Raw genomic sequence first — 13,098 nt, forward strand, 5'->3', positions numbered from 1 at the left:
CCATGGCGCGCCACGCCCGCGGCTTCGACGTGCAGGCCGCCTACGCGCACCTGGCGCGCCGCGACCGCAGGCTCGCGGCCTGGATGAAGCGCCTGGGCCCGCTGCCGGCCGAGCCGCGCTGGCGCAAGTCCTTCGATCCGGTCGATGCGCTGGCCCGGGCGATCCTGTTCCAGCAATTGTCCGGCAAGGCCGCTTCCACCATTGTCCGGCGGGTGGAGGCGGCGATCGCCAGCGACCGCCTGCACCACGACACCCTGGGCCGCATCGACGACGCGGCGCTGCGCGCCTGCGGCGTATCCGGCAACAAGACCCTGGCTCTGCGCGACCTGGCCGCGCGCGAGGCGCGCGGCGAGATCCCGGACCTGCGGCGGATGTCGCTCATGCACCAGGACGAGATCGTCGCCGCGTTGGTGCCGGTGCGCGGCATCGGCCGCTGGACGGTGGAGATGATGCTCATGTTCCGCCTCGGCCGCCCGGATGTGCTGCCGGTGGACGACCTGGGCATCCGCAAGGGCGCGCAGAAGGTGGACCGGCTGGAGGCCATGCCCATGCCGAGGGAACTGGCCGCGCGTGGCGAGAAGTGGGGGCCGTACCGCACCTACGCCAGCCTGTACCTGTGGAAGATCGCCGACTTGGCCGGCGCGGCGAAGGCGGCCACCCCGCGCTCGCAGGAATGACCTCTCTTCTCGTAGGAGTGTAGGAGCCGGTCTTGCGGCGCCGCCTGGGTATACAGCCCGTCTTCGGCCCACGAGGCGGTGCGGCCGATGCTGCGCCGCCTCCAGCGTCCGCCAGGCCGACACAGCGCTTCGATGCCGGCGTCGGCCATGCCGCCCGGGTCAGCCACCGCGGTAGCGCCAGTGCCAGGGTTCGTAGACGATGCCATGGGCGTTGTCGCGGGGATAGCTGAGGGCGAAGCCATGGCCGCCGGCATGCGCCTGCAGCCAGGCGAACGCGGCGGTGCGCTCGAACGATTCCTCCGCCGGCGGTTCGCCGGGCGTGCCGATGTCCAGCGCGTCGCCGCCGTGGTGCTCGCTGTAGCCCGGCGCCGCATTGACCTGGAGGATGTCCGGCACGCACTGGCCGCGCGCGATCTTCCGCTCGAAGATGCCCAACTGGTAGTCGTGGCTGCGGTAGCCGGAGATCGCGTCCAGCGCCACGCCCTCGCCGCCGGCCGCGCGCCGCATCGCCTCCCATGCCCGTGACGCGCCCAGGGTCAGCCATAGCGGGCGCCGCCAGCGGTCGAAGCCGGCGAAGGCCAGCCAGTCCGGCTCGGCGACCCGCGGCAGGGCGGTGCGCGCGGCATACGTTTGGGCGTCGATGCCCAGCGCCTGCAGGCGTTCGTGCAGGCGCAGCACGGGAAGCTCGGCCGGCGGCGGGGGCGGGCCGCGGCGGACGGAGGGCGCCTGGTGCGCGTCCAGCGCATCCAGCGCGGCGTCGATGCCCGGTTCGCGTGCGAGCCGTGGCACCAGTGCGAGCAGGCCGTCGTCCCGCGCGGCAGCCAGATAGCGGCCGTCGCGCTTGCGCCGCAGCACCAGGCGGGCGCGTGCCAGCGCCCGCGCATCGGCGTTGCCGCGCGCGCGCAGCAGCGCGCAGGGCCACAGTTCGATCTCGGGCGTGTTGAGCAGCCGCGTGCGCAGCCGGACCGGAGGCAGGTGCATGCGCGCAGCTTAGTGGCGCGTGCGTGCGTCCGCCAGTTCGCGCAGGCGCGCGAGCAGGGCCGCCGGGTCGCGCGGTTCGATCAGCAGGTCGGCGCGTCCATGGGTGGGCAGCCACAGCTTGCGGCGCCCGTCCTGGAGGGCGACGAAGGCGCGGCGCCGGTTGCCCAGGCGGAACCAGCCGGCGCGAAAACCCGGCAGGGTCATGGTGTTGTTGCACCACAGGCTGGGGCGCAGCTCGACCCGTTCGTCCAGGTCGACCACCCGTGCCCGCGCCAGGTCCAGTTCCGCCAGCGGGACGCGGTGCCGGTAGAACGCCGACCATACCTTCAGGCCGTCGCCGTCGAGCGCGATCCCCTGCCGGTTCATCATCATGGCCAGGAACCGCCATAGCACCGTCAGCACCACCAGCGCGCCGCCGAGGTGGACCGCGATGGTCAGCGCCGGGCCGCCGGCCACCAGCACGATGGTGCCGTCCCGCACCGCCAACGGCACGGCGGTGGCGACGAACGCGAGGGGCATGCCGACGCACAGCCAGAACAGCCAGCGCCGGCTGCGCGCGCCGGGTGCGGCCGGTTGCAGGCGCGGATCGTCCAGGGCGGTCATGGCGCGGTTCCGGGCAGCAGGACGGGGGCGAGGACGTGCAGCACCAGGTCGGCGGCGAAGTGGGCGAGCATCGCCATCTCGATCCCACGCTTCCAGTACAGCCAGCCGAAGACCATGCCGCCGACGCCGTTGAGCAACAGGGTGCGCGCGACCACGGCCGCGTCCAGGCCCCACACGTGCGCGGCCGCAGGCAGGTGGCCGGCGCCGAACAGCAGGGCGGCCACCGCGATGGCGACCCAATAGGCCGATGGCGGCGGCGCACCGCGCCGGCGCGCCACCACCCACACCAGCAGCGTCATCAGGAACAGGCGCAGTTGCAGTTCCTCGGCGATGCCGCCGTAGAACGAGGCGAGCAGGCCATTGAGCGCGGAGGCGCCGGCCGTGGCCTGGGCAGGCGGATGGACCGCCGGCGGCAGGAAGCCGTCGACCAGCGCCGACAGGCCGAGGATCGCGGCGCCGGCCGCCATGCCCAGCAGCATGGTCTGCAGCGGCCGCAGCCGCGCCCAGTCCGGAAGCGTCCGCAGCACCAGCCAGGCGCGCAGCACCGGGCTGCCGAGGCCGACGCGATGGCCCATGCGCAGGCCCAGCCAGGACAGCAGTCCCAGCAGCACCAGCGCCTGCGCGGCCTGCATCGCGACCACGACGCCCAACGGCAGCGGCAGCCGCGCGAAGCGCTCGGGCATCAGTTGCATCAGATAGGGCACCACCGCCGCGACCGACAGCGCGGCCAGCGCGCCCCAGGCGGCGGCCAGCTTGAGGTCCTGCAATGCGGAGGAAGGCGGGGACGAGGGCGGTGCGCTCATGAGGGCCGGTGCATGGACGGGGGTCAGGGAATGCGGCGGGTGCCGGTCGGGGCCGGTGCGCGTCGCCGCGGGGATCGGGCCGCGGGCATGCGCCAGGCCCTTCGGGTGGGGTGGAAGCCCGGGCGGCGTGGCCGCGTCATGCCGGCCGCCTGAAGACCACCATCATCGCTGCGGTCGGCCCCGACGCGACGACCTGCACCAGTTCCCAGCCGGAGGCCGCCTGGCGGTCGAGCAGCGCCTGCAGGTCCTCGGGTTTGTGGCTGCCGAGCATGCTCGGCTTCAGGCTCGCCACGTGGTATCGCCAACGGTCGCTCATGCTTCGTCCTCCTGTTCGTGTCCCGGCCTGGGCAGGCGCCCGGCCTTGCGCAGTGCGTCGCGCAGCACGTATTCGATCTGGGCGTTGAGGCTGCGCAGCTCGTCGTCGGCCCAGCGCTGCGCGGCGGCCAGGACCTGGGCGTTGATGCGCAGCGGATAGGCTTTTTTCTCGGCCATCGTCAGCGCCTCCGGTCGCCGCGGCGCAGGTGCAGCAGCAGCGACACGCCCAGCGCGTTGACCGCCACCACCAGTGCGAGCACCACCGCGGCGGTGCGGCCCTGGTCGCCGCGGGCCCAGTACAGGCCGCATGCGCCCAGGAACAGCGCCAGCGCGATCAGCGCCCAGCGCAGGGCGACGCCGCGCACGTGCGGGCCGCCGCCGCGCGCGTACCAGCCGGCCGCCCCCAGCGCGGGCAACCCGGACAGCGCGACCAGCAGCGGCACCAGCGCTTCCATTCCCGCGCCTCAGTACAGCGAGCCGGCGTTGACCACCGGCTGGGTGCCGCGGTCGGCGCACAGCACCACCAGCAGGTTGCTGACCATCTGCGCGCGGCGCTCCTCGTCCAGGTGCACCACGCCGTTCTTCTGCAGTTCGGACAGGGCCATCTCGACCATGCCCACCGCGCCGGCCACGATCCGGGTGCGCGCGGCGATCACCGCATTGGCCTGCTGCCGCTGCAGCATCGCCTGGGCGATCTCCGGGGCGTAGGCCAGGTGGCTGATGCGCGCCTCGATCACTTCCACGCCGGCCGTGCCCAGGCGCTCGGCGATCTGCGCCTGCAGGTGCTCGGAGATTTCCTGCGGGTGGCTGCGCAGCGCGGTCTGGCCGTCGTCGTGCTGGTCGTAGGGGTAGCTGGAGGCCATCGCCCGCAGCGCCGATTCGGACTGGATGTGGACGAAGCTCTCGTAGTCGTCGACGTTGAACACCGCCTCGGAGGCATCCACCACCTGCCAAACGATCACCGCGGCGATCTCGATCGGGCTGCCGTCCAGGTCGTTGACCTTGAGCTTGCCGCTCTCGAAGTTGCGCACGCGCTGGCTGACCTTGCGCTTGGAGTAGAAGGGGTTGTTCCAGCGCAGGCCGGCCTCCTTGACCGTGCCCACGTACTTCCCGAACAGGCTCAGCACCGCGGCCTGGTTGGGCTGGATGGTGTACAGCCCGGACAGGCTGGCCAGGGCCAGGATGCCGACCGCCAGCGCGCCGATCATCGTCAGCCCGCCGCCTTCGCCGCGATTCAGGTCCTGGACCCCGGCCACGAACAGCCAGGCGGCACCGGCCGCGACCAGCAGGGCCACGCCGACGACCGGCAGGCCGGAAATGGAACCGAGGGGGCGTTCTTTCATGGCACGTTCTCCAGTTGGTGCATGAAAGATATCAATTTGATATCAGATGTCAACGAGTACGGTGCGCCGGCTGGCCCGGCAAGGCGCACGGGCACCCGCCGCCGGCCGGGTTGGCAGGCGGCACGGACCCAGGCCGCGCATGGCCCCAAGCGGGGAAACACCGCGGCAATCGCGGGCCGGGGCGCGGCTACGGACCGGAAGACGGCTGCAGTGCGAGGTCGACCCAGACCAGATGGTGGTCGCTGCCGTCGGCGATGGCGGCATCGGGGTCCGACGCCGGCGGCCAGAACACGCCGCTGCCGCGCACCTCCAGGCCGGTGGAAGGCAGTACGTAGTCCAGCCGCAATGCGCCGGTCCTGGGGCCGAAGTCGCCGGTGACGTGTTCCGGCGCGCCACGCCGCGCGATGCCGGCGGCGGCGTAGGCGCGCGCGGCCTGCGCGCCGCCGTCCGAGCGCGGCGTGGGCATGCGCAGCACGCGCGGGTGCTCCAGCAGTTCGACGATGGCCTCGTGGTGGCCGTCGCCGTCGGCCGGGTCGTTGTTGAGGTCGCCTGCGATCACGAAGCGCGCGCCGTCCGCCAGTCCGCCGCAGACGCCGGCGTCGTCGCACAGCCATCCGTGCGCGCCGGGCGAGATGTATTCGCGCCACAGCCGGATCTCGTCCGCGTTGCGCGCGCCGTTGCGGTCCTCCGGGCCGTCGAACACCGGCGGGGTGGGGTGGGAGGCCAGCAGGTGCAGGCGGCCGGCGGGCGTATCCACTGGCACGTCCCAGTGCGACTTGGACGAGAGCCGCAACCGCGGCCACACCGCATCGTCGTGCCAGTAGCCGCCGGTGGCGGGATCGACCGGGCGCCGCGCGCCGGGCATGGCCGCCCAGCGCAGCAGGCGGAAGCTGCGCGCCTGCGCCGCGTCGATCGGGAAGCGCGACAGCACCAGCATCCCGTACTGGCCCGGGTGCAGGCCGTAGCCCCAGGCATCGTTGCCGCGGTCGCGGGCGGTATCGCCGTTCCCGCCGTTCCTGCCTGATGCGACCGTCCCGTTGCGGTCCAGGTCCAGGCCGCTGGGCACGCCGGTGTTCACTTCGGCCAGGTAGCGGTACGGGTAGTGCAGCGCCGCGCCGCCGCCGGCCTGCGGGCGCGCCAGGTAGTCGCGCTGGAACAGGTCCGCGGCGCGTCCCTCGGCGTCGTAGTCGAACTCGTTGAGCAGCACCAGGTCCGGCCGCACCCGCTGCAGCACCGCGGCGATCTTGCGTGCGCCCTCGTCGCCTCGTCGCAGGCGGCCGACGAGCCCGCCCGCGGCATCGTCGTAGAGCGAGGCGTTGTAGGTGGCCACGCGCAGGGCCGTGGCGGCGGGCGCGGACGCGGCGGTGGCCGGTTCGCGGCCGGCGCAGGCGGACAGCATGGTCAGCAGCAGGAAGAGGGACGAGCGGTGGATGGACATGCGCATGCCGCGATTCTGGCATGCATGGACGACGGCGATGCTGCGGCGCCTCGGCCGGCGGAGGCGGGCGGGATCATGGCGATGCCGCCGCCCGCTGGCCCACTCACCACGGGAAGTCGCGCCAGCGCCGCCCGTCGAATGCCTGCAGCGGATGGAAGCGCCGCTTGTAGTCCATCTTGCCGTGGCCTTCGATCCAGTAGCCCAGGTAGAGATGCGCCAGTCCCTCGCGCCGCGCCCACTCGATCTGGCGCAGGATCGCCAGCGTGCCCAGCCCGCGCGCGCGCATGTCCGGGTCGAAGAACGTGTAGACCGCCGACAGCGCGGTCGGCGCGCGGTCGGTCACCGCCACCGCCAGCAGCCGCCCCGGCGCATCGACGCCGGGCGCCTCGCGCAGCTCCAGGAAGCGGGTGTCCGGCCAGGTACCGAGGAGGAACTGGTCGAACTCGGCCGTGCCGTGGCCGTCCATGCCGCCATCGCGGTGGCGCGCTTCCAGGTAGCGCTGGTACAGGGCGAAGTGCTCGGCCGTACGCTGCGCCGGGACGATGCGCGCCTCCACCGTCGCGTTGCGGGCCTCGCACCGACGCTGGCTGCGGTCGGGCGCGAACTCGGCCACCGGGATGCGCACCGCCACGCAGGCCCGGCAATGCGCGCAGTGCGGCCGGTAGACCAGGTCGCCGGACCGGCGGAAGCCCCAGTCCAGCGCCTGCGGGTAGACCTGCGCCAGGCGCGGGTCGCGCGGGTCCAGCACCAGGTCGCGCGCGGCGCGCTCGGGCCAGTAGCCGCAGGCGTGGCCGCCGGTCTGGAACAGGCGCAGGTCGTCGGTCGGGGAAGAGTCGTTGCCCATGGCGATGCGGTCGACGGATGCGTGCAGCATAGCGCGCGCCCTCGCAGCGGCTGCGACCGGCTGCCGGCTGAACGGCGGCGCCGGCCCGTCAACGCATGGCGGCGCCCGGCGTTTTCCCCCACGTGGTCATCGAGTCCACGACTTTCCTGGAGCACACCGTGAACAAGACCCCTTCCCTGATCGCCGCCGCGCTGCTGGCCGTCACCGCCGGGGCCGCCCTGGCGCAGGCCCCGGCGCCGGATGCGCGCGCGCCCATGCACAAGCCGCTGGACGTCAACAAGGACGGCGTGATCGACCGCGACGAGGCCGCCGCGCACCCGCGCCTGGCCGAGCGCTTCGACACCCTGGACGCGAACAAGGACGGAAAGCTGGACCGCAGCGAGCTGCGGCGCTCGCCGCGCGGCCATCACGGCCGCCGCGGTGCGGGCGGCCATCCCTTCGTCCAGCTCGACAAGGACAAGGACGGCCGCATCAGCAAGGCCGAGGCGGCCGCCGATGCGAAGTTCGCCGAGCGCTTCGAGCGCATGGACGTCAACAAGGACGGCTTCGTCGACCGCGCCGACCGCGAGGCGGCGGCCAAGCAGCGCCGCGACGCGTGGTTCGAGTCCGCCGACGGCAACGGCGACGGCAGCCTGAGCAAGGCCGAGTACGACGCCGCGCATGCCAAGCGCGCCCAGGCATGGGGCGACCGTCGCGGCCGGGGCCCGGGCCATGGCCCGGCGTCGGCGAAGGACGCATCGGCGAAGTGACGCGGCAGGAGGCCACCGGCCTTGGCCGGTGGCTCAGTCCGAGGGCGGCGGCGGGGGGATGCGCACGCGGATCTCCTCGTCGCCGCTTGCGTCTTGTCCGGCCGGCGCGGGGGCGGCCGGCGGCGGCGAGGCCACGGGCGCTTCGGGCGCAGTGCCGCGCGTGTCCCGTCCCATCCAGATGACCGCCACCACCGCGGCGATGAGCAGCAGCAGGCCGATGCGCACGCGCCAGGCCCAGCGGCCGCCGCTGCGCCCGAAGCGTGACAGCGGCGGTTCGATGGCCAGCGCGGCCGCGTTGGCCTGCGGCCGCGTACTCGTCATCAGGCCGGCCTCGCGCAGCAGTTCGCGCGCGCGCGGCTGGTCCTCGGGCTTGCGTACCCATACCGCCGGCTGCTGCTTGGCGGGCACCGGTTCGGAATAGCTGAACTGGCCCCGGCGGCCGCCGCGATAGGAGCGCGGCTGGCTGATGTGCACGCCGATGCCCGCCTCCTCCAGCAGCCGGGCGACGCCTTCCACGGTTTCCAGCCGCTGGCTGGTGAATATCTGGCGCATGCTCAGTCCTTCGCCGAGGCCTTGCCGGCCCCGGGCCGCACGCGGATCAGCCCTTCCTGCGCGGTACTGGCGACCAGCCGGCCGGCGCGGTCGAATACCTGGCCGCGCGCCAGCCCGCGCGAGCCCTGGCTGCTGGGGCTGTCCAGCGCGTACAGCAGCCATTCGTCGGCGCGGAACGGGCGGTGGAACCACAAGGCGTGGTCCAGCGAGGCCATCTGCACGTTCGGCGAGTAGTAGCTGATGCCGTGCGGCAGGTTGGCCGTGCCCAGCAGGTGGAAGTCCGAGGCGTAGGCCAGCAGCGCCTGGTGCAGCTCGAAGGGGATGTCGCCCACGTCCTGGCGCAGGCGGAACCAGATGTACTGGCAGGGCGGCAACCGTGGCGGGGCCAGCTCGTCGCGCGGGTTCACGTGGCGGAACTCGAACGGTCCGCCGCGCTGCAGCCAGCGCTGCACCTTGGTGGGCAGCGCGGCCATCGCTTCCGGCGACAGCGGCGGCGCGGGGACGATCTCCTCCGGCGCGGGCACCTCGGGCATCGACGGCTGGTGCTCGGCGCCGGATTCGGCGTCCTGGAAGGAGACCGCGCAGAAGAAGATCGCCTTGCCGTGCTGGATCGCGGTGATCCGCCGTACCGAGAAGCTGCCGCCGTCGCGGGTACGGTCCACGTCGTAGACGATGGGGTGTTCGATGTCGCCGGCGCGCAGGAAGTAGGCATGCAGCGAGTGGGCGCCGCGGCGGCTGTCGAGCGTGGCCTGCGCGGCGGCCAGCGCCTGGCCGAGCACCTGCCCGCCGAACACGTACCGGGTGCCGATGTCGCGGCTCTGGCCGCGGAACAGGTTGTCCTCCAGCCGCTCCAGGGCGAGCAGGTCGATCAGTTCGGATACCACGGGGCCGAGGGCGGGAGGCACGAGGGCGGGCCATGGGCGGGAAGGGCCGCCGATTATACCGGCGCGGACCTGGCGGGCTTTCGCGCGGCCGGAAACGTTGTCCGGGGCTAGCCGGTCAGGCGGTGCAGCGGGACTTCGGCCAGCACGCGCGGCCAGGGAAAGCGCGGGCCGGGGTCGAGCTTGCGCCGGACCTGCAGCGAGGGATCGTCGCTGGCCGCGACGGTCCCGCGGTCCAGGTCCTGGTGGCCGGCGATGTGGCGCAGCGAGGGCAGTTCGGCGGCCAGGCGATGCAGCAGGGCGACGAGCGCATCGATCTGCACGTCCGGATAGGCCTCGTCCATGGCTTGGCGGCGCGAATCCAGCCAGTGCGGGTAGCGGCCGGCGTTGACCAGCTCGATGCCGATGGCGCGCGCGTTGTGGCCGCGCACGTGGTGGGCGATGTGGTCGTCGGGGACGTAGCGCCGCACGCTGCCGTCGCGGTCGATGTAGTAATGGCCGCTGTTGCCGGTGCCGCTGGGATAGAGCTTGCGTTCGCCGTATTCGCGCGCCGCCGCCAGGTCGGGCAGTTCGGTGCAGTGGATCACCACCAGGTCCACCTGCTCCAGTGGCCGCGTTTCCAGGTGCGGCACGTAGGGCAGCGGCGCGTCGACGATGGACAGATCGGGCAAGGGCGGCATGGGCCGGATGCTAGCATCGGCGCCTGCGGTCGCAGCGGCCGCACGTGCGGCGGGCGCCGCTACCCAGGGTGGATGGAAGGTCATGGAGGCGGAGTGAGCCGGGGTCATTGCATTCTTTCGCACGGGTTCGAGAGCGGCCCGGACGCGACCAAGGTCGCCGCGCTGGCGCGGGCCGCCGAGGACCTGGGCTGGACGACCGAGCGTCCCGACTACACCGACCTCGATGCGCGCGCCGAGGTGGGGCGGCTGGGCGACGTGCCCGGCCGCCTGCGGCGCTTGCTGGCCATCGCCGGTGCGGCGGCCGAGCGCGGCGGCCCGGTGGTGCTGGCCGGCTCCAGCCTGGGGTCGTACGTCTCGGCCCTGGCCTCGCTGCAGGTGCCCACCCGGGCGTTGTTCCTGATGGTGCCGCCCACCCGCATGGGGCCGCTGCCGGCGCTGGAGGCGGCGCCGGTGCCGATCTCCATCGTCCATGCCTGGCACGACGAGCTGATCCCGGCGGCCGAGGTGGTGGAATGGGCGCGGACGCGTTCGGCGCGGTTGCTGATGGTCGACGACAGCCATCGCCTGGCCGGGCACGTGGAAACCACGGCGCGCGCCTTCGCGCAGTTGCTCGAATCGCTGTAGGAGGCGACGCCGGCGGGGCGAATCCGCGCCGGCCCCGGCGTCGCGCGGCGATGGGTGGCCGTGCGCGCGGCCGGGCTGGCTTTGCACGCGCCGATGCCGGACCATTCCCGGCTTGCAACGATTCGATCCAGGCCCACCGCGCCGATGCCGGATCCCGCCCCTCCCGCGAGCTCCCTTCCGATGAAGTTCTTCGTTTCCTGCGCCAAGGGCCTGGAATACCTGCTGGCCGACGAGCTGCTCGCGCTGGGCGCGGCGAAGGCGACCGCCACCGTGGCCGGCGCCAATGCCGAGGGCACGCTGGTCGACGCCCAGCGCGCGGTGCTGTGGTCGCGCCTGGCCAGCCGAGTGCTGTGGCCGCTGGCCGCGTTCGACTGCCCGGACGAGCAGGCGCTGTACGACGGCGCCGCTGCCGTGCCCTGGCACGCGCACCTGGGCGAGGGCCACACCGTGGCGGTGGACGCGCACGTGTCCGGCGAGGCGATCACCCATGCGCGCTTTGCCGCGCAACGGGTCAAGGACGCGGTGGTGGACGGGTTCCGCGCGCAGGGCCTGGCCCGGCCTTCGGTGGACGTGGAGTCGCCGGACCTGCGCCTGAACCTGTCGCTGCGCAAGGGCCGGGCGACGCTGTCGGTGGACCTGGGTGGCGGCCCGCTGCACCGGCGCGGCTGGCGCGCCGCCCGGCACGAGGCGCCGCTGAAGGAGAACCTGGCCGCGGCGGTGCTGCTGCGCGGCGGCTGGCCGGCGCTGTACGCCGAAGGCGGCGCATTGCTGGACCCCATGTGCGGCAGCGGCACGCTGCTGATCGAAGGCGCGCTGATGGCGGCCGACGTGGCGCCAGGCCTGGGGCGGATGCACGCGCAGGCACCGCCGGACGCGCGGCCGCACGATGCCGACGCCCCGCGTGGCGGCGATGGCGGGCCGCCCGCCGCCGTCCCGGCTCCGGGCGCGCGCGACCTCCACGGCCTCCGCATGCGGACCGATGCGATCGCCGGCGAAGCGGGTCGCCCCGAGGCGCACGCCCCGTGGCAGGCGGCGATGGCGAAGATCGCACCCGCGCCCGTGACGGGCGATGCCGGCCACGTCGAAGAACGCGAAGGCGTGGCGTTGCCGACTCGCTGGCTCGGCTTCGGCGTCGACGCCTGGAACGCCCTGGTAACCGAGGCGAGGCGCCGCGCCGATGCCGGCCTGGCCGCCTTGCGCCCGGTCTTCCACGGCAGCGACCTGGATCGGCAGGCGATCGCGGCCGCCCACGCGAACGCACGGGCGGCCGAGGTCGCCGATGCCCTCGTCTTCGCGTCGTGCGACATCGATGCGCTGCCGGCGTGCGCCGCACCGCGCGGGCTGGTCGTGTGCAATCCCCCCTACGACCGGCGCCTGGCCGCCGATGGCGCGCTGTACCGCCGCCTGGGCACGGCGCTGCAGCGCGCGGTGCCGGGCTGGCGCGCCAGCCTGCTGTGCGGCGATGCCGACCTGGCCTACGCCACCGGCCTGCGCGCGGCCAGGAAGTACCAGGTGTTCAACGGTGCGCTGGAATGCGTGCTGATCGTGTGCGATCCGGTGCGGCCGCCGGTGCGCGAGGCGGATGCGCCGCGGGAGCTTTCCGAGGGTGCGCGCATGGTCGCCAACCGGGTCCAGCGCAACCTGCGCCGGCTGAGGAACTGGCGCGAGGTCGAGCAGGCGGGCTGTTTCCGCGCCTACGATGCGGACATCCCGGAGTACGCGGCGGCCATCGACGTATACGCCGAGGACGGCGGCGAGCGGCGCACCTTCCTGCACGTGCAGGAGTACGCGCCGCCGAAGGAGATCCCCGAGGCGGACGTGCGCCGACGCCGCAACGAACTGCTGGCCGCCGCGCGCGAGGCCTTCGCCGTGCCGGCCGCGCAGGTGGCGCTGAAGACCCGCGAGCGCGGCAAGGGCGGCAGCAAGTACGCCCAGGCCAGGACGGGCGGATTCCAGCAACGCGGCGAGCGCTTCGCCGTGCGCGAGAACGGCGCGCGGCTGTGGGTGAACCTGTTCGACTACCTGGACACGGGCCTGTTCCTCGACCATCGCCCGTTGCGCCGGCGCATGGCCGCGGAGGCCAAGGGCAGGCGCTTCCTCAACCTGTTCTGCTACACCGGCGTGGCCAGCGTGCAGGCGGCGGTGGCCGGCGCGGCCTCCACCACCAGCGTGGACCTGTCCGGCACCTACCTGCAATGGTGCGCGGACAACCTGGCGCTCAATGGGGTGGCCGGCACGGCGCACCGGCTGGTCCAGGCCGACGCGGTGGCCTGGCTGGAAGCCGAGCGGGCCAGGTACGACGTGATCTTCTGCGACCCGCCGACCTTCTCCAACTCGGCCCGCGCCGAGGACTTCGACGTGCAGCGCGAGCAGGTGCGCCTGCTGCGCGCGGCGGTGGCCCGGCTGGCGCAGGGCGGGGCGCTGTACTTCTCCAACAACTTCCGCCGCTTCCGCCTGGACGAGGATGCGGTGGCGCAGTTCGCCCACTGCGAGGAGATCAGCGCCTCGACCATTCCGCCGGATTTCGAGCGCAATGCGCGCATTCATCGGGCGTGGCGGCTGACGCGCGACTAGGCGCCGCTTCGGTGGGGTGCGCGGGGACATTGCG

At 73.4% G+C, this 13,098-nt stretch carries 16 protein-coding genes; 4 read left to right on the forward strand and 12 right to left on the reverse strand.

From position 1 onward, the window contains the following. Positions 1-2: 2 nt before the first annotated feature. The gene (locus tag HNR76_RS02405; RefSeq protein ID WP_162311071.1) at positions 3-677 is read left to right on the forward strand and encodes a DNA-3-methyladenine glycosylase family protein; all 675 of its coding nucleotides are present in this window, start codon (positions 3-5) and stop codon (positions 675-677) included. Between the two features lie 159 nt (positions 678-836). Here the strand turns inward: HNR76_RS02405 and HNR76_RS02410 are convergent, their stop codons facing one another. The 9 genes from HNR76_RS02410 to HNR76_RS02450 form a co-directional block, all read right to left on the reverse strand. Beyond that, entirely contained in the window at positions 837-1,658 is an 822-nt protein-coding gene (locus tag HNR76_RS02410; protein ID WP_162311072.1) for a M15 family metallopeptidase, read from the reverse strand. A 9-nt stretch (positions 1,659-1,667) separates the two neighbouring features. Next, positions 1,668-2,261, reverse strand: a complete 594-nt coding sequence (locus HNR76_RS02415; protein WP_162311073.1) for a hypothetical protein — start codon at positions 2,259-2,261, stop codon at positions 1,668-1,670. Further along, positions 2,258-3,064 carry a CPBP family intramembrane glutamic endopeptidase gene (locus HNR76_RS02420; protein WP_162311074.1) on the reverse strand — a complete coding sequence of 269 codons (807 nt, stop codon included), beginning with the start codon at positions 3,062-3,064 and terminating at the stop codon, positions 2,258-2,260. Before HNR76_RS02420 ends, HNR76_RS02415 begins: the two co-directional genes overlap by 4 nt. Positions 3,065-3,200: 136 nt before the next feature. After that, positions 3,201-3,380, reverse strand: a complete 180-nt coding sequence (locus HNR76_RS02425; RefSeq protein ID WP_162311075.1) for a DUF4177 domain-containing protein — start codon at positions 3,378-3,380, stop codon at positions 3,201-3,203. Further along, entirely contained in the window at positions 3,377-3,556 is a 180-nt protein-coding gene (locus tag HNR76_RS02430) for a type II toxin-antitoxin system antitoxin (RefSeq protein ID WP_162311076.1), read from the reverse strand. The genes HNR76_RS02425 and HNR76_RS02430 overlap by 4 nt, the downstream gene beginning before the upstream one ends. 2 nt (positions 3,557-3,558) lie before the next feature. Next, complete coding sequence (locus HNR76_RS02435; RefSeq protein ID WP_162311077.1) at positions 3,559-3,834, reverse strand: hypothetical protein; 276 nt, start codon at positions 3,832-3,834, stop codon at positions 3,559-3,561. A gap of 9 nt (positions 3,835-3,843) precedes the next feature. Then, entirely contained in the window at positions 3,844-4,722 is an 879-nt protein-coding gene (locus HNR76_RS02440) for an SPFH domain-containing protein (RefSeq protein ID WP_162311078.1), read from the reverse strand. A 187-nt stretch (positions 4,723-4,909) separates the two neighbouring features. Further along, positions 4,910-6,166: an endonuclease/exonuclease/phosphatase family protein gene (locus tag HNR76_RS02445; RefSeq protein ID WP_425501792.1), complete on the reverse strand. Its 1,257-nt coding sequence runs from the start codon at positions 6,164-6,166 to the stop codon at positions 4,910-4,912. 97 nt (positions 6,167-6,263) lie between these two features. After that, complete coding sequence (locus HNR76_RS02450) at positions 6,264-7,034, reverse strand: arginyltransferase (protein WP_246428959.1); 771 nt, start codon at positions 7,032-7,034, stop codon at positions 6,264-6,266. A 128-nt stretch (positions 7,035-7,162) separates the two neighbouring features. Between HNR76_RS02450 and HNR76_RS02455 the strand changes: the two genes are divergently transcribed. After that, positions 7,163-7,753: an EF-hand domain-containing protein gene (locus HNR76_RS02455; RefSeq protein ID WP_249065657.1), complete on the forward strand. Its 591-nt coding sequence runs from the start codon at positions 7,163-7,165 to the stop codon at positions 7,751-7,753. A 33-nt stretch (positions 7,754-7,786) separates the two neighbouring features. Here HNR76_RS02455 and HNR76_RS02460 read toward each other — a convergent pair whose 3' ends face one another. The 3 genes from HNR76_RS02460 to HNR76_RS02470 all read right to left on the reverse strand — a co-directional run bounded on the left by HNR76_RS02460 (position 7,787) and on the right by HNR76_RS02470 (position 9,866). After that, the gene (locus HNR76_RS02460) at positions 7,787-8,305 is read right to left on the reverse strand and encodes a hypothetical protein (protein WP_162311080.1); all 519 of its coding nucleotides are present in this window, start codon (positions 8,303-8,305) and stop codon (positions 7,787-7,789) included. A gap of 2 nt (positions 8,306-8,307) precedes the next feature. Beyond that, positions 8,308-9,210 (reverse strand): acyl-CoA thioesterase, encoded by a 903-nt coding sequence (locus HNR76_RS02465; RefSeq protein WP_162311081.1) that lies wholly within the window; start codon positions 9,208-9,210, stop codon positions 8,308-8,310. Between the two features lie 86 nt (positions 9,211-9,296). Beyond that, positions 9,297-9,866 (reverse strand): N-acetylmuramoyl-L-alanine amidase, encoded by a 570-nt coding sequence (locus HNR76_RS02470; RefSeq protein ID WP_162311082.1) that lies wholly within the window; start codon positions 9,864-9,866, stop codon positions 9,297-9,299. A 93-nt stretch (positions 9,867-9,959) separates the two neighbouring features. Here HNR76_RS02470 and HNR76_RS02475 point away from each other — a divergent pair, with 93 nt between their 5' ends. After that, complete coding sequence (locus HNR76_RS02475; RefSeq protein ID WP_162311083.1) at positions 9,960-10,490, forward strand: alpha/beta hydrolase; 531 nt, start codon at positions 9,960-9,962, stop codon at positions 10,488-10,490. 180 nt (positions 10,491-10,670) lie between these two features. Then, a complete protein-coding gene (gene rlmKL, locus HNR76_RS02480; protein ID WP_162311084.1) occupies positions 10,671-13,064 on the forward strand; it encodes a bifunctional 23S rRNA (guanine(2069)-N(7))-methyltransferase RlmK/23S rRNA (guanine(2445)-N(2))-methyltransferase RlmL in 2,394 nt (797 codons plus the stop codon). The last annotated feature ends 34 nt before the right edge of the window (positions 13,065-13,098 follow it).

This window comes from Pseudoxanthomonas broegbernensis (assembly GCF_014202435.1).
In the GTDB taxonomy this organism is placed as follows: Bacteria; Pseudomonadota; Gammaproteobacteria; order Xanthomonadales; family Xanthomonadaceae; genus Pseudoxanthomonas; species Pseudoxanthomonas broegbernensis.

Bases quoted from the DNA above. Each gene is read 5' to 3' on its own strand.
- HNR76_RS02405 (WP_162311071.1), top strand. From the start codon at position 3: ATGGCGCGCCACGCCCGCGGCTTCGACGTGCAGGCCGCCTACGCGCAC.
- HNR76_RS02410 (WP_162311072.1), bottom strand. From the start codon at position 1,658: ATGCACCTGCCTCCGGTCCGGCTGCGCACGCGGCTGCTCAACACGCCC.
- HNR76_RS02415 (WP_162311073.1), bottom strand. From the start codon at position 2,261: ATGACCGCCCTGGACGATCCGCGCCTGCAACCGGCCGCACCCGGCGCG.
- HNR76_RS02420 (WP_162311074.1), bottom strand. From the start codon at position 3,064: ATGAGCGCACCGCCCTCGTCCCCGCCTTCCTCCGCATTGCAGGACCTC.
- HNR76_RS02425 (WP_162311075.1), bottom strand. From the start codon at position 3,380: ATGAGCGACCGTTGGCGATACCACGTGGCGAGCCTGAAGCCGAGCATG.
- HNR76_RS02430 (WP_162311076.1), bottom strand. From the start codon at position 3,556: ATGGCCGAGAAAAAAGCCTATCCGCTGCGCATCAACGCCCAGGTCCTG.
- HNR76_RS02435 (WP_162311077.1), bottom strand. From the start codon at position 3,834: ATGGAAGCGCTGGTGCCGCTGCTGGTCGCGCTGTCCGGGTTGCCCGCG.
- HNR76_RS02440 (WP_162311078.1), bottom strand. From the start codon at position 4,722: ATGAAAGAACGCCCCCTCGGTTCCATTTCCGGCCTGCCGGTCGTCGGC.
- HNR76_RS02445 (WP_425501792.1), bottom strand. From the start codon at position 6,166: ATGCGCATGTCCATCCACCGCTCGTCCCTCTTCCTGCTGCTGACCATG.
- HNR76_RS02450 (WP_246428959.1), bottom strand. From the start codon at position 7,034: ATGCTGCACGCATCCGTCGACCGCATCGCCATGGGCAACGACTCTTCC.
- HNR76_RS02460 (WP_162311080.1), bottom strand. From the start codon at position 8,305: ATGCGCCAGATATTCACCAGCCAGCGGCTGGAAACCGTGGAAGGCGTC.
- HNR76_RS02470 (WP_162311082.1), bottom strand. From the start codon at position 9,866: ATGCCGCCCTTGCCCGATCTGTCCATCGTCGACGCGCCGCTGCCCTAC.
- rlmKL (WP_162311084.1), top strand. From the start codon at position 10,671: ATGAAGTTCTTCGTTTCCTGCGCCAAGGGCCTGGAATACCTGCTGGCC.